Below are 21,461 nucleotides of genomic sequence, written 5' to 3'. Positions count from 1 at the left end.
GCTCTTTGTCGTTAAAAACTGCGGATTTTACCAAAAGCACGCAGTTTTTTCATTATCAAAGGCAGGCGCATTCCGTATACTCAGACTTGTAAAGAGCAGGCAGAACGAGATAGGCGAGAACAAATTTTAGGGGGTCAAACAATGAAGAAGCTGGCAATCGCAATGATGAGTTTTTGCATGATATTCATGGCGGCATGCGGTTCTGCGGACAATAACGGCGCTGCAAGCAACGAAGCGGCCAATGAAGGCAATAAGGAAGCGGCGACAAACGCGCCGAAGGAAGAGACGAAGACCGAGGAGGCGAAGCCGGTTAAGCTGCGGATCTACGCGCAATATGCCGACGACGACACGAAGCTTCCTTACGATTACGCGGTGGCGGAATTGAAGAAGGAAATGCCGAACGTCGAGCTGGAGTTGGAAGTGCAGGCGCAGGATGACGGACAGAAGCTTAAGACGTATGCGGCGACGGGCAACCTGCCCGATATTTTCCAAGCGGGCCTTGATATTATTACGACCTTCAAAAAATCCGGCAACATTCTGGAGCTGGACTCCTACGTCGACGAGCTTGGCTTCAAAGACAAAATGTATCCAAGCACGATGAACACGCTGGTAGCCGACGACGGCCACACTTACGCATTCCCTTATGCCGGCAACGAGTTCGTGCTGCTCTACTACAACAAAGAGCTGTTCGAACAAAACGGCGTTAAAGTTCCGACGACCTACGACGAGCTGATGGCGGCGGTTAAAGCGTTTAACGCGGCAGGCATTACGCCGTTGTCGCTGTTCGCGAAAGAGAAATGGCCGACGGTTGCGTTGTTCGACATGTTCGTTACCCGCAACGAGCCGCAAGGCATTCTAAAGCTGGATAAAGGCTTGGCGAGCGCAAGCGACCCTGCTTACAAGGATGCTGCCGAGAAAATTATTGAGCTTGTGAAGGCGGGAATGCTGCCTAAGGGAGCGACAAACCTGAACTATGACCAAGCGGCAGCGTTGTTCCACGAAGGCAAAGCGGCAATGTTCCTCAACGGCCAATGGGAAATCGCGGAGTCCACGAAGCAGCTTGGAGACAAAGCGGGCTGGATGTACTTCCCGGGCACGGACGCGGCGAATTACGAAGCGAGCAAGTTCGCGTTCAGCGGCGGCGGCGGTCCTGGCGGCTACGCCGTCAATCCGGACACGAAGGATAAGGCTTTGACAGCGAAGGTAGCGGCGTTCCTCTCATTGAAATACGCGGAATACAAATATACGGAGCGCGGCAACCCGCTCGTAGCGACGAAAGTGGATAAAGCGATCATTACCGAATATCCGCCGATGATGAAGCAGCTCTCCGAGGATATCGCGAAAATTACGAGCACGACCTCGTTCGCATGGGGACTTGCGGATGCCAAGTTCAAGGCAGCGCTTGAAGACGCATCGCAAAGCTTGATGACCGGCTCGTACAGCGCGGAGCAGTTTATCGAGGACGTTAACAAAGCCCTTCCGGCTGCGAAGTAGCACCGGCGAATCGGCATAGCAGCGAATGAAATAGAGCGTGCATGAGGCGGAACCCACTCCAATCGGAACAGCGGAGTGGGTTCCGGCTCTCTACAAAGGAAAATCGACAATGGATAGTTCGACAGACTTGCAGAGGAAGTGATGAAATGAACAAATTTCTGGGGAACAAGACAGCGATACTTTTGTTTATCATGCCAGCTCTCCTACTTTATACCGTCATGGTATTTTATCCGATCGTCCAGACGTTTTTTCGCAGCATGTACGAGTGGGACGGCCTTTCGGAGGGTACTTTCATTTGGTTCGACAACTATACGAGACTGTTTCAAGACAGCTTGTTTTTCACTTCGGTCAAAAACGGCCTGATCTTTGCCCTTATCATTACCGTAACCCAGATCGGGATCGGCTCGCTTCTTGCCTTTGCGGTTGCCGACGCGAAGTTCAAAGGCCGCAAAATATTGCGGATCAGCTTTTTTATACCGGTAGTGCTTTCGATTACGGTCGTATGCCAGCTGTGGCTGTCGATTTATAACGGGGAATACGGACTTATAAACAAGATTTTTGAATTAATTGGACTCGAATACAAGCAGGACTGGCTAACGAGCAGCAAATCGGCGATTATCGCGATTGCGTTCGTGAATGCCTGGCAGTACATGGGCTATCACTTCGCCCTGCTGCTCGCGGGAGTCAAGTCCGTGCCTGAACAATATATGGAGGCTGCCCGCATCGACGGCGCAACGAAGCTGCAGGCGATTCTGAAGATCAACATTCCGATGATGGCGGAAACGTACAAATTTTGTCTCGTGTTCGCGATTACGGGCGGGCTGAACGCCTTTGCCAACATGTTTATTATGACGAGCGGCGGCCCAGGCACCTCGACCTATACGCTTACTTACCTTATGTATCGTTCGGCGTTCCGAGTAGGAGAGTTTGGTTACGGCAGCGCGGCGGCGGCGATTCTCGTCATCGAATGCCTCATTGCAACGCTCATAATCAACCGACTGATTGCTAGAGAACGCATATCATACTAGAGGAGGCGTGCCAAGATGGCCTGGATGACGAAGCTTAGAAAAAACAACCCCGGCATGCAAATCTTTTTGTGGCTGTATGCGCTGCTGTCGGTATATCCGCTATTATGGATGATCTTTTATTCATTGAAAAACAATGATGAAATCTTCGTGACGAATCCGTTCGGTCCGCCCGTGCATCTGCGGTTCGAGAATTATGTATCGGCGTGGTCGAAATACAATGTTCCGTCTTATTTCTTTAACAGCTTGCTCGTTGCGGCGGCTACGGTGGCGGGGGCGATTCTGCTCGCGGTCATGTTCTCGTATGCGGCGGCGCGGATGCGGTGGCGCTTCAGCAAATTCGCCCATACGTACATTTTGATCGGGATGTTTATTCCGATTCAAGTCATCATGATTCCGCTGGCGATTCTGGTGAGGGATTTGAACCTTGCGAACACGTACGGGGCATTGATCGTGCCTTATATCGCTTTTAATATTTCATTTGCGTCGATGGTGTTCTACGGCTTCTTCCGCAGCATTCCGATCGAGATGGAGGAATCCGCCTGCATCGACGGCGCGAGCATCTACCGGACCTTCTTCAGCATCATGCTGCCGATCATTAAGCCGGCGCTTGCCACGATGGTCATCTTTATTTTTCTTAATTCATGGAACGAGTTCACGATGGCCGTCATTCTGATTACGAAAGAAAGTTTAAAGACGCTGCCGCTTGGCCTGCTGTTCTTCCAGGGGCAGTTCACGACGGACTGGGGCGCGATGGGGGCGGCGATGACGATCGCCAGCTTGCCGACGGTGCTCATCTATATTCTGTTCAGCGAACAGGTTGAGAACGCGCTTACCGTCGGCTCGGCCGTGAAGGGTTAAGCTTTATTTCTTCATATAACTGCGATCCTCGGCATTGCCGAATACAAGCTCGCATTGTCCCATGCCTGCAAGTTTGTCCATGTAGGCGGCAACGGCGATATAGATGGCCGGCTTGCCGGTGGACATCCGCGTATCCTGCACGAGCTTCTGCTCGATGAGAAAGTTGGAAATCGCAAGCGTGCTGATGCGGCCGTATTGAAGAGCGTTATCGACAACGCTTTGCGCAGCGGGCGGCAGGTAGAAGGGGCTTGAGCGCTTGGCGCTTGAGCTGCCGCTTTCCTGCTCGCGAAGCAGCGCTGCCCCGAGCTGCCAGCCTGCTTCCTCGAAGTCGAAGGCATCCTGACGGGGATCGGCAGGTCGCTCTGCCTTCTCTTCCTCGAAGACGAAGGCGCCTTGGCTGCCAAACGTCTCATCAAACACGAAAGCAGCTTGTCCGTTGTCGGCATCCTCGAAGCTGAAAGCGGCCTGCTCCGCATCATTTCCCATTGGCGGGACAAGGTCATCGTCGTTCGGGAAGCCGTCTGCTGCGGGTGGCGGTTGAACATCGACATAAGACATAGCGGCTGCGAGCCGCTTTTTTCTATTTACGGTTTCAAGCTCGCTCAGCCTTCTTCGAATGCGGGCTAACTGACGGCCAAGCAGCGGCAGGTCGGCATCGATCTGAGCCTGGATATCGGGAGGCATATCAAGCTCCTCCGGCAACGGAAGGAATAGATGCTGGCCGAGCTGCCAGCCGTCCCGGTATTTGCTTAACACCTCGTTCATCTCGCCGTCGAGCACGTCGAAGCCTTTCATAATATCGGCTACCGCCTTGGCATCAATGCCCGTATGGAGCTGCAAATGTTCGATGCCGAAATATCGGATCGTATTCGACGGCACATGAAGCACCTTGTGCTGATAGCGCAGCGATCTGCCGCATTCGCATTTGGTCTCGGGCGACACTTCGCCGCTGTCGGTGAAGCCTTGGTAGTCCCACTCTTCTATAAAAGCTTTAATTTCCTCGAATTCGGCATCCTCGGGAATGAATTGGCATTTCACGCGGGCTAATTGCCTGGCGAACAACGTTCTTCTTCCCCTCACGAGCTCGTGGTGGATGAATTGCCGCTGCTCCTCCGTGAGCCGGGCCATAATGGCATCGCGCTGCTCGATCGTTAATTCGTAGTTCATCGCTCTTGCTGCACCCCTTCCTCGTAAAATGATTATCGGATATGTGCTTAGTCTCTTCATCCATTATATAATAAGGGTTGGCACAGCAATCAAGAGGGTTGCCGCTGTGAGAGGAGATTGATAACAAATGTCAGGGTCAAAAGTGAAGGTAGAGGCGCCGAAATTGTCTGCAGCGCTGGAGTCTCGAACGATTGATGCTTATGAGCTATGCGATGAATATGCGATCAGCGATTGTGTCATTCGCGATTGCGATGTGGAGAATCAGACCGGCTATCGGGTATGCTTTGATCGTATTTTATTCCAAAATGTAGCGTTCCGAGGTAATAGTCTGCCGAAGTCGGAATGGACGGACGTCCGGTTCGATAATTGCGATTTGTCGAACATCGATTTGAACGGAGCTATTATGCATAGAGTGTCTTTTCATGAATGCAAGCTGCTCGGGATGGACTTGACCGAAGCAACGCTGCGAAACGTCTTGTTCGATGAGTGTTACGGGGATTACGCGGTGCTGCGCTTCTCGAATGCGAAGCAAGTGAAGTTTGAAACATGCTCGCTGGCCAAAGCGGATTTGTCCAATATGACGCATGCCCAAACCTCGCTCCACGAATGCAATATTGATGGCGTCCAATTCGCTCAAACGAAGCTTCGCGGCGTCGATCTCAGCAATTGCGATTTTGCCAGCTTGAGCGTGAATATCGAGGATTTGCAAGGCTGCATCATTTCGCCGCTTCAGGCGTCGTCGTTCGCCGCGATGTTCGGGTTAGTTGTGAAAGAGGACTAGAAAGCTTACAATACAAAGAAAAAGACGGGGATATTTACGAATAAGCTTGAGATGAAGGGCCTGTCTTACATATAATGATTAAAGCTAATATGTTAACGTTGCATTATGATGTAGGAGGATATAGACAGATGGAATATGTAAGCACGAGGGGTAAGATTGGCAAAATCGGCTTTTTGGACGCGTTCCTAATGGGACTGGCCGATGACGGAGGTTTGCTCGTACCTAGCGAGATTCCGGTCGTTCCGGCAAGCACGCTTGAACAATGGGAAAAGCTTAGCTACCAAGAGCTGGTACTTGCTATTTTCTCATATTACACGAATGGAGAAATTCCAGAGCAGGACTTGAAGGAAATGGTGTACGCCAGCTATGCAACGTTCCGCGATCCGGAAGTGACGCCGGTGCGCAAGCTGTCGGACGAGCTGTACTTGCTGGAGCTGTTCCACGGTCCGACATTCGCGTTTAAGGATATTGCTTTGCAATTCATGGGGCAGCTGTACACGTACGTGTCCCGCAAGCAGGGCAAGAAGATTCACATTCTCGGCGCGACATCCGGCGACACGGGAGCATCGGCGATCGAGGGCGTGAAAGGCAAGGAAGGTATCAAAATTTGTATCCTTCACCCGCATGGCAAAGTAAGCAAGGTGCAAGAGCTGCAAATGACGACGGTATTGGACAGCAACGTGCTCAACTTGTCTGTTGAAGGCAACTTCGATGATTGCCAAGGCATGATCAAGGAGCTGTTCGCCGATCTGGACTTCAAAGCGAACAACCATTTGGCGGCGATCAACTCGATCAACTTCATTCGGATCATGGCGCAGATTGTTTACTACTTCTACGCTTACTTCCAAGTGAAGAAGGAGACGGGTGCAGCTGTTGTGAACTTCAGCGTGCCGACAGGCAACTTCGGCGATATTTTCGCCGGTTACGTAGCGAAGCGGATGGGACTGCCGGTAGGCAAGCTGATCTTGGCGACGAACGAAAACAATATTTTGGAGCGTTTCGTGCTGGAGGGCGTATACAAGCCAGGCGATTTCCGCATGACGTACAGCCCGTCGATGGACATTCAAGTAGCAAGCAACTTCGAACGCTACTTGTATTATGTGCTGGGCGAAGACTCGGCGAAGATCGGCGAGCTCATGAACCAGTTCAAGTCGGAAGGGCAAATCGTCATTTCTGGCGACGCTCTTGCGAAGGTGCAATCGGAGTTCGGCGCTCATGGCGTGCAAGGGCAGGAATGCCTGGATACGATATCGACGTACAAAGCGGATACCGGTTATTTGCTTGATCCGCACTCGGCATGCGGCGTTGCTGCAGCCAACAAATACAACGGCGACGGCGTAGTGACGATCTCGCTGGCTACCGCGCATCCTGCGAAGTTCGACGAGGCGATCCGCCTCTGCGGCATCGAGCAGCAATATCCGGAGCAAATCTCGGCGTTGTTCGAGAAGGAGCAGCGTCAGACTAGGGTCGACGGCTCGCTGCCGGACGTTGTAAGTGAACTGGTTAAATTCTATAACGCATAAGCGCGAGACTGCGCCTATCATGGCCGCTACGTGGGGAGAAATTCCTATGTAGCGGTTTTTTGTGTTGTTGTTGTTGTTGTCGAATGCACAAGTTGATGCCGTAAGTGCACATATGCACTTACGGCACCGAAGCCATCAATGATACCTAGCTGTAAGAGCACATGTGCACTTACAGCGTTCATGAGACTGACCGCAAAGCGCCAAAGCATGCTGTAAGTGCACATATGTGCTTACAGCGCGGAGGTCACATTCGTTACCCGTCTGTAAGAGCACATATGTACTTACAGAGTCCATGAGACTGGCAGTAACATGCTAAATGATCATGGGGCTGAAAAGTGTGACTAACGATAATTATAATTCTAATATCGATTAAAATTTATTGTAAAACGATAAATAATGTGTTAAATTCAATATCGAGATATCGAAAGGAGGTGTGTTTGATGAAACGAGGTTCTACCTTTTTCCTGAAGGGGGTTGTCGTGTTTCTTGGCCTTGGGGCACTTGCGGTATGCATCTTCTTGTTGCCGTGGATTGCGAGCGGGGATGCGGAAGCCCACCCGGAGGACAGTTATTTGCAATATCCGTTTTTAGCGTGTTCGTATTTATTGTCTATCCCGTTTTTTGCCGCATTGGTTCAGACGTTGCAGCTTTTAAGCTGCATTGATCGGGGGTATGCCTTCTCGGAATCATCGATTAGAGCTTTGAGGACGATCAAGCGTTGCGGCATTACGATAAGTATCTTTATAACGCTCGGCGTGTTGTTCGTCATTCTGTTCATAGACGATGAGGTCACGCACATTATTACGCTGGGAGTCCTATTCATCTTTGCTTCAAGCGTCATCGCGTCTTTTGCTGCGCTTCTGCAGAAGGTTTTGCGAGATGTCATAAGGATCAAAATAGAAAATGACCTAACGGTCTGAAGTGAATAAAATTGACAATAAGCGAGGGACTTTTTATGGAACGGGGAACGACACTCTTTTTGAAGGCGGCTGTTATCGTTATAGGTCTGCCGATACTTGCTTTATGCATATTTGCAGTGCCGGAGATAGCGAACTACTTAGTAGAAATGTATCCGGAGCATTCTTATTTGAAATATCTTGTTTATATCGTTTTTTATGGAGCGGCGATCCCGTTTTACGTTGCCCTGTATCAAGCATTTAAGCTTTTGAACTATATCGACAAGAATAATGCTTTCTCGGAACTGTCCGTACGCGTACTAAAAAATATCAAATTCTGCGCTATTATCATCAGCTGCATCTTCGTGTTAGGTTTGCCGATCTTCTATCTTTTTGCGGAGAGGGACGACGCGCCGGGTGTCATCGTAATTGGAATGGTGCTGGTCTTTGCCTCCATGGTGATTGCCGTATTTGCCGCTGTTCTTCAAAGGCTTTTGAAAGAAGCTATCGATATCAAATCAGAAAACGACCTGACGGTCTGAGGTGAATGCTATGGCGATTATTATTAATATAGACGTGATGCTGGCTAAGCGGAAAATGAGCGTGACCGAGCTTGCCGAGCGGGTTGGAATTACGATGGCTAACCTTTCTATCCTGAAAAACGGAAAGGCAAAAGCGATTCGCATCTCCACTTTGGAGGCGATTTGCAAAGCTTTGGATTGCCAGCCGGGGGATATTTTAGAATACAGAAGCGACGAAGCTAGTACGATTTGAATTCAACTATAAATAAAAAGCGAAGCAGCCTGTTCTCAGCGAGAATGGGCTGCTTCTTCTTGTTCATGTTCCTGATTCCATAACAGGCGCATCTCCTGCGAGTGTGCGAGCAGCTCGGACAAAGTTCCTTCGGCCTCGATGCGGCCGTCCTTGAGGACGATTATGTGGTTGGCGCGCTGAAGTGCGGCCCTTCGGTGGGAGACGATAAGGCAGGCCGCATGCGGCGTACGGGCAACGCGCTCCCATAACAGCTGCTCGGTCGCCACGTCGAGCGCGCTCGACAGGTCGTCGAAGACGAGCAGCTCCGGCTCGCGAATGAACATGCGGGCCGCTGCCGTGCGCTGCGCTTGACCGCCGGACAGCTTCACGCCTCGTTGCCCGATTATGGTGTCCAGCCCGTGCTCCAAGCTTGGAATATCCTGATCGAGCACGGCCGTATGGATGGCGCGCTCCCGTTTATCCTCGTTCGCGGCAGGTAATCCAAGTAATATATTCGTTACTAGCGTTTCGCTGAACAGATTCGGAACCTGCGACGTATAGGCGCTTCGCGGCGGAACGAAGAAGGAAGCGGGATCCGTTACGATGCGGCCGTTCCAGCGAATGTCGCCGGCCTCTAGAGGCATAAGTCCGAGTATGGAGCGGAGCAGCGTTGTTTTGCCGGAGCCGATGCGTCCTGTAATGACGGTAATGCCGCCTCGTCGCAGTTCCAAGCTAATGTCTTCGATGCCTCTGCCGGAATCCGGGTAGCGGTAGCTAACATGGCTTACCGTTAATGACTGGAATGGAGCATCTCCGTCTATTCGGCCATTTGCAATGTCGATGGGCACGGCGGGCTCTTCCGACCATTCCCCCCTTAAGTGCAGGGGGCGATGCTCCGTCAGCGATTCGGACGGTGCGCCTTGCAGCAATGCGTACATTCGTTTGAACGATACGCCTGTCTGCTGCAGGTGCGACAGGAAGTTGCCGAAGAACGACGTAAAGTCCGTTACGAACGCCAAGTAATAGATGAACAAGGCGAAGTCGCCTACCGTCAACTCGGAGCTCTGCAACGAAGCTGCTCCAAGCAGCAGGATGAGCCCTGTTCCAACGTTGACGATGTTGGAGAAGACGGAAGCGAGCAGGGAGCTGAACAGTCGGTCCTTCAATGCGGCTTGCCTGCGCTTCAGGTTCAGGTCTCGGAATCGTTCGATGAATCGCTCTTCTGCTCCGGCAAGCTGAATCGCCTGTACAGAGCCGAACATTTCGCCGACATGTCCCGATACCCTGCTCGTCGCCTCACGGCTTTCGGCGCGGTAAGCTTGCACCCGTTTCGTTGCGATCTGAGTGACCGACACGATAAGAATGATCGGAAGGAAGACATAGCAGGTGATCATGGCATCGACACGGAGCAGAAGCACGATGGCTGCTGCTGCAAAGACGATTTTGCCGATGAGATCAAGCGTCCAGCTAATGGCATCCTCGGCTTGCCCGGCGTCGTCGCGGAACTGGGAGAGCGCCTCGCCCGGTGAACCGGGAATTGCCGCTGCTGCCGGCTGCTTCAGTATCTGGCGCAGCATATTCGTACGGAGCAGTGCCCCCATATGAAAGCGATGGAGTGAATCGGTCCAAGCGCCGCCGTATATATTGACGATCCGAGCGACGGATATGGCCATCAATAGCGCTGCCAAGCCGTAAGCGCTCAAGGTCCACGTAGATTGGCCGGTCAGCTTATCGAAAAACTGCTGTATAATTAACCCCGGAAATAGCGGGAATAAGTGAACGCCAATCCATAAAACGGCATTTGCCGAATAGAGAATGGGGCGATAGCGAATGAGCCGCCACATCGATTGCAGCGTTGAAGGTTGGATGTTATTGCCGTTCTTTTTCATACTTCTATTCATGCTCATGCAAGCACCTCCTCGGTCCCCGTTCTTAATAGTTGATAGAGACGCGAGCTGTTGTCTGCTGCCAGCTGAGTACGCGATCCGGCTTCAACTACCGTTCCAGCATCCAGGATGAGTATATCGTCAGCACGCTTGATCGTTGCTAGCCGGTGGGCAATAATAATTGCCGTTCGTCCGGCAAGCAGCTTATCGATGGCTCTCTCCATATGCGATTCCGTCGCTGGATCAAGCCTCGATGAAGCTTCATCCAGAATGACCAGACTTGGATCCGCTAGAAATGCGCGGGCGAACGCAAGCAGCTGCGCTTCTCCGGCCGAGAGGCCGCTGCCGCCCGAAGCGAGCGTAGTGTCGAGCCCGTTCTCAAGCGATGCCAGCCATGAAGCTAAGCCTAGATCGGTCAACACCTCGATAAGTCGGTCATCGGGGATGGAAGAGTCATATAAAGTAAGATTGTCGCGGACAGTCGCTTGGAATAACTGAATGTTTTGCGATACCATGGCGATCTTGCCGCGGAGCTGGGACAAGGCCACTTCTCTGACGTCCTTGCCGCCGATGCGCACAGTGCCTTCCGTTGCGTCGTAAAATCGTACAAGCAGGCGGGCAAGCGTGCTTTTGCCGCTTCCCGTTCTTCCTAACAAGCCGAGTACTCGGCCTGGAGCGAGCTCGAAGCTGACATTGCGCAGCACAGATGCAGAGCTAGTCTCGCTGCTCTCTTCGCCTCCGTAGTTGAAGCTGACGTCCTCGAACTTAACGGCCAGCGCGCCGTCTGCGAACTGCGAGGGGGAGTGCTTTTCCGCGAGTGCAGACTTCGTCGCGAACAACTGGCTGACCCTAACAATACTGGCGTCTGCACGCTGCAGGTCCTGAATTTGTGTCCGGATTTGCTCCAGCGGATGGTTTAAAAGCTCCGTATAGGTGAACACCAAATAGATCGTTCCGAGCGTCATGGCATCGGTAGCCCACAAATAACCGCAGTAAATAAGGGCAAGGGAACGGCTAAGCGCGAATACGAAAATAGTCGATACCCACATCGTGTAACCGCCGAAGCTTGCTTTCATATGGATGGGCAGCAGCTTGCGCAAAATGCCGTGAAAGCGCCGCATGACGAAAGAGCTCGCGCCGTTCGCGCGGGTGTCCTCGGTGCCTGCCATATGCTCGCCAAGGAAACCGTACATTTCGGCATAGGCCTCGCTTGATTTGACCCAAGCGGACGAGAACGAGGAACGGATGCGCTGCAGCACGATAACGGCAGCCATGACGAATACCGTCATTCCGAGCCCAAGGATCCAATCTTCAAGGAACATCATGACTAGCACGCCTGAGATGAGCAGTACATTGGCAGACAAAGAAAATACGAAGCTGGAGAAAAAGTTGGACAGCTCGTTCACGTCGCCGTCTATCCGCTGAATCATTTCGCCGCTCGTTCGTTCCTTATGGAACGACTGGTCGAGATGAAGGCAATGTTTGGCAAGATCGCCCCGCAGCGCATTCGTCGCCGTCCAACCGACCTGCTCGCCCACATATCCGGAGCAGACAGTAACGAGCTGATAGAAAAGAGCGAGCACGATGAACAGGACTGCCCCGCCGATAAGACTGCCGAGCGAGACGCCCGGCTTCGTCGCATCGTCGATAAATTGGCGCATGATTTGGGGATTCCAGAGCTGCAGGCCGATTCCGGCTATAAGCAATAGCGCGAGTGCTGCCAGCTTACCTCGTTCATGCCGCAAGTAGGAGCTGAGCAAGCGCCAATATTGTTTGATAGGTATGTTCAACGTGTTTTCCTCCAAAGAAGACAAATTCATCCAAGTTATGTTCTAATAGTAGGGGGAGACCTATGGAAGGCGCAAGGTAAAAGTTAGATATAAAGTTTAATCTACATACCCTAGCGGAACGATGCCGAAGAGGTGATAAAATGGACCATTTGTTGCAGCAGGCGGAGGCCGTGCTTACCCAGCATAAGCAGGAGCATGTGCTTCATGTTATGAAAAGCTTGGACACGCCGGAGCGTGAGCGATTGTGCGAGCAAGTGCTTCGCGCGGATGTGGATCGGTTAAAAAAAATAGTGGATCAGCATCGCTCTTCCGATAACGAAGACATCGGAACGCTTGCTCCAATCGGCTATGAGCAATGGGACAGCTTCAGCCAAGCGGAGCGCGATGACTATATACAGCTAGGCTGGGAGCAATTACAGCAGGGCAAAATAGCCGCGCTCGTCGTAGCGGGCGGACAAGGCAGCAGGTTAGGCCATGACGGTCCGAAAGGGACAATCGACATCGGACTGCCATCGGGCAAGTCGCTGTTCGAGCTGCAAGCGGATCGGTTGGCGGAACTCTCGCGCAGGGCAGGCGTCACTATTCCCTGGTATATCATGACAAGTCCCGATAATGATGCGGAGACGAGAGCTTTTTTCGAAGAAGCGGAATTCTTTGGTTATCCGAGTCAGGATTGCTGCTTCTTCCAGCAGCATACGATGCCTGCGGTTGATTACAGCGGCAAGCTGCTGTTCTCGTCGGAGTCCGAGCTGAACTTCGCGCCGAGCGGCAACGGGGAATGCTTCTCTTCCTTGCGAAGCTCCGGGGCGCTTGAAGATATGAAGCGGAGGGGCATTGAATGGGCGTTTTATTATAACGTCGATAACGCGCTCATCCAGATCGCGGATCCGGCCTTCATCGGCGTAGCGGCTGCCGGCCGTCATCCGATTGCCACGAAGGTTATTGAAAAAACGAATCCCGATGAGAAAATCGGTATTTTATGCACGAGGGATGGCAGACCGGCGGTCATCGAGTATACCGAAATTCCGCAAGGCATGCTCGAAGCGCGAGAGCTGGACGGCAGTCTTACGTATCATTTAGGCAACATTTCGATTCATCTGTTCCGGCTTGATTTCATCGAGAAGCATGCCGATACCGACCTTCCCTACCATGTCGCGAGGAAGAAAATCGACTATGTCGACGCGGAAGGGCGTTATGTGGAGCCAACCGAGCCTAACGCTTATAAGCTGGAGCGGTTTATATTCGATTTCTTCCCGATGTCGGACGGAATGACGGTGTTGAAGGCAGGGAGGGAAGGGGAGTTCGCCCCCGTCAAAAATAAAGAGGGCGAGGACAGCCCGGCGAGCGCGCGCGAGCTCGTGCTTCGGGCAATGGCGGCGGCGGAGGAGCTGGCGTTCGTGAACGGTCCTTATTTGCAATGGCCGACCGAGCGCGGAATGACGATGATGTGGGAGACGTCGCAGCCGGCGGCCGGGAAGCTCGAGATTTATGAGGCAGAGCGCATACATAGCGGGGAGCGGGGCAATTACGTGCTCCATAATGAACCTATGTTGACCGTGCATAGCGAAGATGGATCCAGTCAGCGAATTCAGAGGCTTACGGTGGATGGTTTGACGCCGGGAATGACTTATTTCTATAAGGCGTATGCGGATACTGCCGAGGGGAGGAGCGTGGAGGAAGGGCCGTACCCGTTCCGTACAGCTGCGCCGATCGGCGTTCCTTGCTCGTTCGTCGTGACGAGCGAAACGGGAGGGTATCATTATTTTGACAAGAGCGGTGGGAGCTTAAATAGGTCGCTGTTCAGTGCGATGAGCCGATATCGGCCCGACTTCGCGCTATTCGTCGGCGATATGGTGGACGATGGACGTAGGCAGGAGGATTGGCATACGTACTTGTTCGGGCCGGGAAAGGAATTGCTCGGGTCGACGCCGTTCTATAGCTGCTTAGGTAATCATGAGTTTAGCAGCTCGCTGTTTCACGAGTATTCCGCTTATCCTCAGCCGGGCAATTATTATTCCTTCAATTACGGAGACGTTCATATTACGGCGCTCGACAGCACCGATTTCATTACGGATGAGCATTATCCGGACGGCGACGGATCGATTGGCTCGGGACATCCGCAATACGATTTTTTGGAACGCGATTTGCAAGAGGCTGCAGAGAATAAGGCTTTGAAATGGCGGATCGTGTTCATCCATTACTCGCCTTACGTATCTGGAGGTTATGAGGTTGAGGCGTTGCGGAAGCTCGCGCCGGTCATGGAGAAGTACGGCGTCGATGTCGTATTAAGCTCGCATACGATCGTGTACGAGCGAAGCCATCCGCTGCGGGAAGGGAAGCTGGATTTCGACAACGGCATTGTCTATGTCGTGGCCGGAGGAGCAGGGGCCATGCCGAGCTGGCAGCTCCCGAAGCGGGAATGGCATACGTCGCAGTCGCTCGCCGTGCCGCATTTTGTACAGGTGACGGCGGCGGGCGACTGCCTGGAGCTTCGGGCAATCGATATCGAAGGCAGGTTGTTCGACACGCTTAAGATCAAGAAGGGGAGCGGCGGGGCGAAGCAGTTCATATAGTAGAGCTGCTGTGTCAGCGGCAGAATTAGTTGCGCGTAATAATAAGCGGCGAAATCCATCTTAAAACAGCCTATCTAGTAAAAGTAGAACGGATAAGATGGATTCCTCAGCTTATTCTTGAACTTATGAGGTGTCAGAAACTCCGAGAGAGATGCGTCATGCAGAATAAGCAGGAGAATCCATCCTATTAGATGCCGAATAGCTAGATTATAATAATAGGATGAATTACGCTGCCTATTATCCCACCATACGGCATCCAAAAAAATAAATCCGACCCGATCCAAGCAAACCTAGCGATAGGTGACTTGGAAAAGGACGGATTTTTTTGGTTACTAGGTTAATATTAGTACCCTATCGAGCGTAAGTATGCTGAGGGGCAAGCATCTCGCGCAAATAGCGGCCTGTTAAGGAGTCGGTGCTTGCCGCAACCTCTTCCGGCGTACCGGAGGCGACGACCGTACCGCCCTTATGTCCGCCGTCCGGACCCATATCGATAATATGGTCGGCGATCTTAATCATATCGAGATGATGCTCGATGATGACGACCGTGTGGCCGGCATCGACGAGCTGGTTCAAGCAGTCGATGAGCCGCTGAATGTCGCGCAGATGGAGGCCAGTTGTCGGCTCGTCGAGCACGTACAGGTTATGCGAGCCGCGCTTCACCTTGCTTAACTCTGTTGCGAGCTTGATACGCTGCGCCTCGCCACCGGACAAAGTAGCCGATGATTGGCCGATCTGCAAATAGCCAAGACCGAGATCGTTCAGCACCGCCAGCTTGCGTGCGATATAAGGCTGATCGTCGAAGAAGGCGACGGCATCCTCAATGCTCATATCGAGCACGCTTTCGTTGAAGCGGGCGCCTTTGCATACCGGACATACGGCTTCGACGTCGGGCATGAACTGCAGCTGCGTCGTGACCGTTCCTTCGCCTTGGCAATGCTCGCAGCGGCCCCCGTTCTTCTGATTGAAGCTGAAGTCATGCTTCGTAAGCGGACTGCCTTCCGCGCTTGCCGCCTCGGCATACATCTCGCGAACGCGGTCGAAGAAGCCGACGTAAGTGGCCGGATTGGAGCGGGAGCTGCGGCCGATCGGCGATTGATCGATCGTGATAATGCCGCTAAGCTGCTCATGTCCTTCCAGCGCGTCATGCTCGCCGGGTACGATACGAGCGTCATGGAACGTCGCATAGAGCTGCTTGCACATGACCTCGTTAATGAGCGTACTTTTGCCCGAGCCCGATACGCCGGTAATGCACACCATAACGCCGAGTGGAATATCGACACTGATGTTCCGCAGATTGTTCGCCCGCGCACCGCGGATGGTGAGCTTCATCCCTTGCGGCTGCCTGCGCTGAGCTGGCACCTCGATCTTGCGAGTTCCTGTCAGGAACGCGCCGGTAATGGAGTTCGGCTCGGCGCGAAGCTGCTCCACCTTGCCTTCGGCGATAATACGTCCGCCGCGCCGGCCCGGTCCAGGCCCGACCTCGATAATATGGTCGGCGCTGCAGATCGTATCGATGTCGTGCTCGACGACGATGATCGTATTGCCGATATCGCGCAGTTTCTTCAGCGTGTCGATGATGCGCATGCTGTCGCGGGCATGGAGGCCGATGCTCGGCTCATCGAGCACGTAAAGCATGCCCATAAGACCCGAGCTGATCTGTGTCGACAAGCGAATACGCTGCGCTTCGCCGCCGGAGATCGAGTCCGAGCGTCTGCCGAGGCTTAAGTAGTCGAGTCCAATATCAAGCAACAGCACGAGCCGCGACTGAATCTCCGCCGTGATCTGACGGCCGATGACTGCGGTCTCTTCCTTGAACCTCAGCCCAGCGAGGAACGAATGCAGCTCTTGAAGAGACATTTGGCATAGCTCATGTATGTCGGCGCCGCCGACTTTGACATGAAAGCGCTGCGGCTTCAGTTTGCGGCCTTCGCAGTCCGGGCATGTGTGCTCGATCATGACGCGCTTGTAGAATTCTTCCTCGGCGGGACTCGCCGCCTTGCGCTTCAAGTACAGATTATACCACCAGTTGATCATATGGACGAGTCCGCCGTAGCTCATCGGCTTGCCGATATGGCGGGCTTGCGTTTTGCTAATTTCATCGCCGGGCGTGAACGGGAATTTCTCACCTCTCGACCCGTAGAAAATAAGGCTATGCGCCCAATCCGGCAGCTCCTTGAGCGGCGTATCGAGGCTGAATCCGTAATGCTTCGCCAAGCTGTTCAGCATCGCCCAGTTCCATGTCGTATTGTTCGTTCCGAGCATCTTCGGATCGAGCGCGCCTTTGTTAATGCTTTTGTCGGCGTTCTTCACAAGAAACCTCGCTTCCGCGCGCATGAACGTTCCGATGCCGCCGCAGGTGCGGCAGGCGCTGTCCGGGTCGTTGAAGGAGAAGTAGTTCGGCTGCAGCTCGCCGAGCGTCAGATGATGCTCCGGACAGGCGAAGCCTCGGTAGAAGTCATCGGCGTTTACTTGCTTGCCTTCAGGAACACCGGTAATCTCGAAGCGGATGAAGCCTTCACCCACGAGCTTCAAGCTGTTCTCGATCGTTTTGGTGAGCGCCTTGAACACGTTTGGCTGCACGACCACTTTATCGATGACGACCTCGATCTGATGCTCGATTTCCTCGTCTAGAGCAATCGGATCGCCTAGGCTGAACCGCGAACCATCAATGATAACATTACGGAAGCCTTTGGAGCGAATCTCGTCGAACGTCGTTTCAAAGTTCTCGCCGTAAATTTTGTAGATCGGCGCGAGCACCTCCAGCTCCGTGCCCATCGGCAACTGTTGAATACGATCGATCATTTGGCCGGGGGTCCGAGCCGGAACTTTGTGATCGCAGAACGGGCAGCCCGCATCGCTTGCGGAGGCGAACAGCAGCCGCAGGAAGTCGTAGATGTCGGTCATCGTGCCGACCGTCGAACGCGGATTGACGATCCCTTTTCTCTGCTCGATCGCAATGACGGGAGATAGACCGAAGACGAAGTCGACATCCGGTTTCTTAAGCTGATTCATTCGGCTCTTCGCGAAGGTGGACAGCGATTCGAGGAATCGCCGTTGTCCTTCGCCGTAAATGACTTCGAACGCGAGCGACGACTTGCCGGAGCCGCTGACACCTGTAATGACCGTCAGCTTGTCGCGCGGAATGTTAACATCGATATTTTGCAAATTGTTCTGCCTTGCTCCGCGTACTTCAATAAATTGCTTCATACGTAGATCACATCCCCCATTGCGGTTCGTCCATATTATCAAATAAATAGGCAGGCTCGCTTAAGCTCACCCGGCTAGCAGGCGTCGCCTTCGTGTCTGACTCCAGCTTAGCGATCAAGCCCAGTTCAGCCAGCCAGTCACAGCCCGTCGTAATCGCTCCCGTATCGAGATCGATGACCGGTTTGAACTTATGCATGATGTCGATGGCGGTACGAGCGTCGGCTTCCTCCTTCAAATAGGCAATCACCGGAGCGAATAGCCGCTCGGCTCGCTCGCTCAAATACGCGTTAATGCTCTTTAGAGCATCGTTCACTTTCTCCTCGTGGGCATTGGTCGCAACGAGCTCTGAATACACCGTCCGGAAAAAATCCGGGTTGTACGTCAGCGCCTGCTGCACGCATTCGCGCATCGGAATATCGCCATTCAGCAGCACCTCGATCTGGGACAGCGTATCAACCATCTTAATGATCCAAAAAGCGCTGTACGTGAAGTCGCGCTTCACGTATTGCCACTTCTCGGCCTTTGCCAGCAGCGCGAGGGAGAAGCAGCTAAGCTGCAGCAGCCGAAGCTGTCTGTCGCGTTCGCCAACATAACGAATCTGCTCGAAATACGACTCGATGGACGAGTCCTTCGTGAACAGCAGTGTGCTGCGCACGAGCATCGAATGACCGAACGAGCCTTGGACGGTGCGTTCCATATCGCGCTTGAAGTCATTCCTTGTCGTAATGCTTGCGTTGATCGGCACATCGTTCTCGACGAAGGTCCGATAGCCGTACTTTAGCTTCTGATCGTGCACGATCAGCTTCAGGTCGATGTCCGACTTCTCCCATACCTGATCGTAGGATAGGCTGCCGAACAAGATGACGGCGATCACTTGATCATCCTGCTTGACCTTATCGACGAAGCTTTGCAATGATGCCCGGAAGACGGCAGTCATGGCTTCCGCTTGCGTGTATTGGTCCATATAATTACCTCCACCCTATAGATGCCGCTGCACCTGGAATGCTATCATTTATATAAGACTTTTTTTCCAAAATAGCGATTTGCTCGTTTCTTGAATTCGTTGCAAGAAATGGAAATCCTGTTTTTCAATACAACACATTTCTGGGAGGTATAAATGATCTATGGCTGGCAAATGGCTCATAGCACTCATTATCTTAATCGGACTTATTCACTTGGCAACGCTGTCGGTAGACAGCACGCCGCTGCACTGGGTATTGAAGCTGACTCCGATGCTGCTTATTATCGCGCTCGCGGTCACTTCCCCGCCTGAGGGAAAGTCGGCCCGCACTTACAAAACCCTCATTGTAATTGGGCTTGTGTTCGGTATCGCAGGCGATGCTTTCCTCCTTGTACCGGGCGATACTTGGTTCATGTTGGGGCTTGCCTCGTTTTTGATTGGCCATTTGTTCTACGTCATCGCGCTGTTGCCGCGCATGCGCTATTCGCTGCTTGGCCTGCTCGCAGGGCTGACGATTGCAGCGTATCTCATCTTCATGATCATCCGATTGCATGAAAGCATCATGGCGGACAGCTCCCAAAGCGGTTTGTGGATTCCGGTTCTCGTCTACGTTCTCGTCATCGGCACGATGTTCTGGGTCGCGATATTGTCGCGTAACGGACACGCGGCAATCGGCTCGCTCCTTTTTGTCGTATCGGACTCGATTCTGGCTTGGAATAAGTTCATTGGTGAAGTCACAATGTCCGACATTCTGATCATGGCGACTTACTTCGCAGCCCAGTTGCTGCTGGCTGGCAGTATTGCGAATGTGTTCAAAAGCAAATAATAATCTCCTTTTCCAATTATTTTCGCCGATTACGCCGTTCTCAAAGGATGTCAGACAACTTACAATGAAGGTACGAGCCTAATCGGCGACGGAGGGGGATACGAATGGATTCGGACAAAATGGAAGTATTGATTGTCGATGACGAGCCCAGACAACGCCGCGGACTTGCCGCGATGGTTCGTTCCTTGCGTCCGGCCTATAAGGTCGGCGAGGCGAAGAACGGTAAGGAAGCGCTCGAATATGCGCGAGGCAGGAAGCTTGACATCGTCTTCACCGATATTCAGATGCCGATCATGAACGGTCTTGAATTCGCAGAGGCGCTTCATGGGTCGTGCCCGAAAGAACCTAAAATTGTTTTTGTAAGCGTATACCACGAATTCGATTATGCCAGAAAAGCAATCCGCCTCGGAGCTAAGGACTACTTGGTGAAGCCGGTGAGCGCGGAAAGCTTGGACGGCGTATTAATAGAACTGGAGAGTCAGCTCTTACGGGAAAATTCAGCACGGGAAGAGACGCAGCTTCTGACCGAGGAGCTTGCCCATACGAAGCCGATCTATCTTGAATACTTATTGCTGAAGTGGATGACCGGTGAGCTGAAGCCTGCGGAAACGAAGGAAATGGAGCAGCATTTCGACATTCGCGGACACGGAACGGTGTTGATCCTGGAGACGCAGTGCGCGCTGTCCTCTGATTCTGTCTTGGAATGGAGAAGCATTCTGAAGCGTGCGGCGGCACAGGCGCTTAGCAAGTGGGCAATCGCCTATATGGTCTCGCCGGAGCATGAACGCGATAAGCTGTATGCGATCATCCAATGGAAGCCGGGCGTCCAAGCGGCCGATGGACTGAAGCAGCTGCAGCAAGCGCTTGCCGGATTGATGACGATACACGAGAAGTCAATCGGCGCGGGCATCGGTCATGAGACCTTTTGCCTGGAGAAAGATGTGAAGTCCTGTTATGAGAGCGCGGCGACGGCTCTTGAATACTTGTATTATTTTCGAGAAGGCAGATGGATGTCCGCTGAGCGGCTCAGGGCCGAGATCGACAGCGGCACTTCCGTTAATGTGAGTTTGAAGGACAACGGACGGTTGGAGCAGGCGGTAGCCGGCGGCCAAGTCGAGCTGTCCATTCATGAATGCATGGCGATTTTGGACAAAATGGCTGCGGCGAGGCCGTCTCCGTTCCGCATGAAATGTAATGCGATCCAGCTGCTGCTCGCCTGCTTGAAGCAAGCCGAGCCCGTCATGGACGATCGTCATTACGCCACACTGGCACAGCAGATCGACGATCAACTGCTGCGGACCGACTCGCTTCCGGCGACGAAGACGGCAGCGGCAAGCCTGCTTGGCGACATTGTCAATCAGATGAAAAAGGATAAGGGATCGCGCAGCGAGCTGATTATGCAGAAGTGCCGCGAATATATCGAGGACAACCTTCATGACGATCTCGGGCTGGAGGTCGTCGCTCAGCATTTCTTCTATAACGCTTCTTACTTCAGCATTCTGTTCAAAAACCACTTCGGCATATCATTCACCGACTTCCTCGTGAAGCAGCGCATGCAGCGGGCCCGCAGCCTGCTGCTGGAATCGGATAAGCGGGTGGCCGATATTGCCAAGCAAGTCGGGTACAAGGATATAAAGTACTTCAACAAAGTGTTCAAAAAAACATTCCTCTACTCGCCGGAGGAATTCCGTCGAATGTTCGCCACTACCTAAGCG

15 protein-coding genes and 1 pseudogene are annotated in these 21,461 nt (G+C 52.8%); 11 read left to right on the top strand and 5 right to left on the bottom strand.

From position 1 onward, the window contains the following. The first annotated feature begins 141 nt into the window (after positions 1 to 141). From V8F51_RS10485 to V8F51_RS10475, 3 genes are all read left to right on the top strand, one after another. Entirely contained in the window at positions 142 to 1,494 is a 1,353-nt protein-coding gene (locus tag V8F51_RS10485) for an ABC transporter substrate-binding protein (protein ID WP_337100151.1), read from the top strand. Between the two features lie 146 nt (positions 1,495 to 1,640). Next, positions 1,641 to 2,522, top strand: a complete 882-nt coding sequence (locus V8F51_RS10480; protein ID WP_337100150.1) for a carbohydrate ABC transporter permease — start codon at positions 1,641 to 1,643, stop codon at positions 2,520 to 2,522. 15 nt (positions 2,523 to 2,537) lie between these two features. After that, on the top strand, positions 2,538 to 3,380 hold the full coding sequence (locus V8F51_RS10475; RefSeq protein WP_337100149.1) for a carbohydrate ABC transporter permease: 843 nt from the start codon (positions 2,538 to 2,540) through the stop codon (positions 3,378 to 3,380). 3 nt (positions 3,381 to 3,383) lie between these two features. On the opposite strand, the gene V8F51_RS10470 is transcribed toward V8F51_RS10475, so the two are convergent. Then, positions 3,384 to 4,547: a hypothetical protein gene (locus V8F51_RS10470; protein WP_337100148.1), complete on the bottom strand. Its 1,164-nt coding sequence runs from the start codon at positions 4,545 to 4,547 to the stop codon at positions 3,384 to 3,386. A gap of 127 nt (positions 4,548 to 4,674) precedes the next feature. Between V8F51_RS10470 and V8F51_RS10465 the strand changes: the two genes are divergently transcribed. From V8F51_RS10465 to V8F51_RS10445, 5 genes are all read left to right on the top strand, one after another. Continuing rightward, positions 4,675 to 5,328 carry a pentapeptide repeat-containing protein gene (locus V8F51_RS10465; RefSeq protein ID WP_337100147.1) on the top strand — a complete coding sequence of 218 codons (654 nt, stop codon included), beginning with the start codon at positions 4,675 to 4,677 and terminating at the stop codon, positions 5,326 to 5,328. 128 nt (positions 5,329 to 5,456) lie between these two features. Further along, positions 5,457 to 6,851 (top strand): threonine synthase, encoded by a 1,395-nt coding sequence (thrC, locus tag V8F51_RS10460; RefSeq protein WP_337100146.1) that lies wholly within the window; start codon positions 5,457 to 5,459, stop codon positions 6,849 to 6,851. Between the two features lie 440 nt (positions 6,852 to 7,291). Then, complete coding sequence (locus V8F51_RS10455; protein WP_337100145.1) at positions 7,292 to 7,771, top strand: DUF2975 domain-containing protein; 480 nt, start codon at positions 7,292 to 7,294, stop codon at positions 7,769 to 7,771. A 35-nt stretch (positions 7,772 to 7,806) separates the two neighbouring features. Beyond that, the gene (locus V8F51_RS10450) at positions 7,807 to 8,289 is read left to right on the top strand and encodes a DUF2975 domain-containing protein (RefSeq protein ID WP_337100144.1); all 483 of its coding nucleotides are present in this window, start codon (positions 7,807 to 7,809) and stop codon (positions 8,287 to 8,289) included. A gap of 10 nt (positions 8,290 to 8,299) precedes the next feature. Beyond that, complete coding sequence (locus V8F51_RS10445; RefSeq protein WP_337100143.1) at positions 8,300 to 8,521, top strand: helix-turn-helix domain-containing protein; 222 nt, start codon at positions 8,300 to 8,302, stop codon at positions 8,519 to 8,521. 296 nt (positions 8,522 to 8,817) lie between these two features. On the opposite strand, the pseudogene V8F51_RS10440 reads toward V8F51_RS10445, so the two are convergent. Together V8F51_RS10440 and V8F51_RS10435 are read right to left on the bottom strand one after the other, a co-directional pair. Beyond that, positions 8,818 to 10,344, bottom strand: a pseudogene (locus tag V8F51_RS10440) (ABC transporter transmembrane domain-containing protein); the annotation flags it as partial. A gap of 59 nt (positions 10,345 to 10,403) precedes the next feature. Further along, a complete protein-coding gene (locus V8F51_RS10435) occupies positions 10,404 to 12,176 on the bottom strand; it encodes an ABC transporter ATP-binding protein (protein ID WP_337100141.1) in 1,773 nt (590 codons plus the stop codon). A 140-nt stretch (positions 12,177 to 12,316) separates the two neighbouring features. Between V8F51_RS10435 and V8F51_RS10430 the strand changes: the two genes are divergently transcribed. Beyond that, positions 12,317 to 14,749 (top strand): UTP--glucose-1-phosphate uridylyltransferase, encoded by a 2,433-nt coding sequence (locus V8F51_RS10430; protein WP_337100140.1) that lies wholly within the window; start codon positions 12,317 to 12,319, stop codon positions 14,747 to 14,749. A 351-nt stretch (positions 14,750 to 15,100) separates the two neighbouring features. Here the strand turns inward: V8F51_RS10430 and uvrA are convergent, their stop codons facing one another. Beyond that, complete coding sequence (uvrA, locus tag V8F51_RS10425; protein WP_337100139.1) at positions 15,101 to 17,959, bottom strand: excinuclease ABC subunit UvrA; 2,859 nt, start codon at positions 17,957 to 17,959, stop codon at positions 15,101 to 15,103. Positions 17,960 to 17,966: 7 nt separating this feature from the next. Next, positions 17,967 to 18,923, bottom strand: a complete 957-nt coding sequence (locus V8F51_RS10420; protein ID WP_337100138.1) for a nucleotidyltransferase domain-containing protein — start codon at positions 18,921 to 18,923, stop codon at positions 17,967 to 17,969. Positions 18,924 to 19,083: 160 nt separating this feature from the next. Between V8F51_RS10420 and V8F51_RS10415 the strand changes: the two genes are divergently transcribed. After that, positions 19,084 to 19,746: a lysoplasmalogenase gene (locus tag V8F51_RS10415; protein WP_337100137.1), complete on the top strand. Its 663-nt coding sequence runs from the start codon at positions 19,084 to 19,086 to the stop codon at positions 19,744 to 19,746. A gap of 104 nt (positions 19,747 to 19,850) precedes the next feature. Continuing rightward, positions 19,851 to 21,458, top strand: coding sequence for a response regulator transcription factor (locus tag V8F51_RS10410; protein ID WP_337100136.1), 1,608 nt, complete (start codon positions 19,851 to 19,853; stop codon positions 21,456 to 21,458). Positions 21,459 to 21,461 lie beyond the last annotated feature (3 nt).

This window comes from Paenibacillus sp. YIM B09110 (assembly GCF_037167145.1).
Lineage (GTDB): Bacteria > Bacillota > Bacilli > Paenibacillales > Paenibacillaceae > Pristimantibacillus.
The sequence above is the reverse complement of the archived record's forward strand: the minus strand, read 5'-3'. Positions and strand labels throughout refer to the sequence as shown.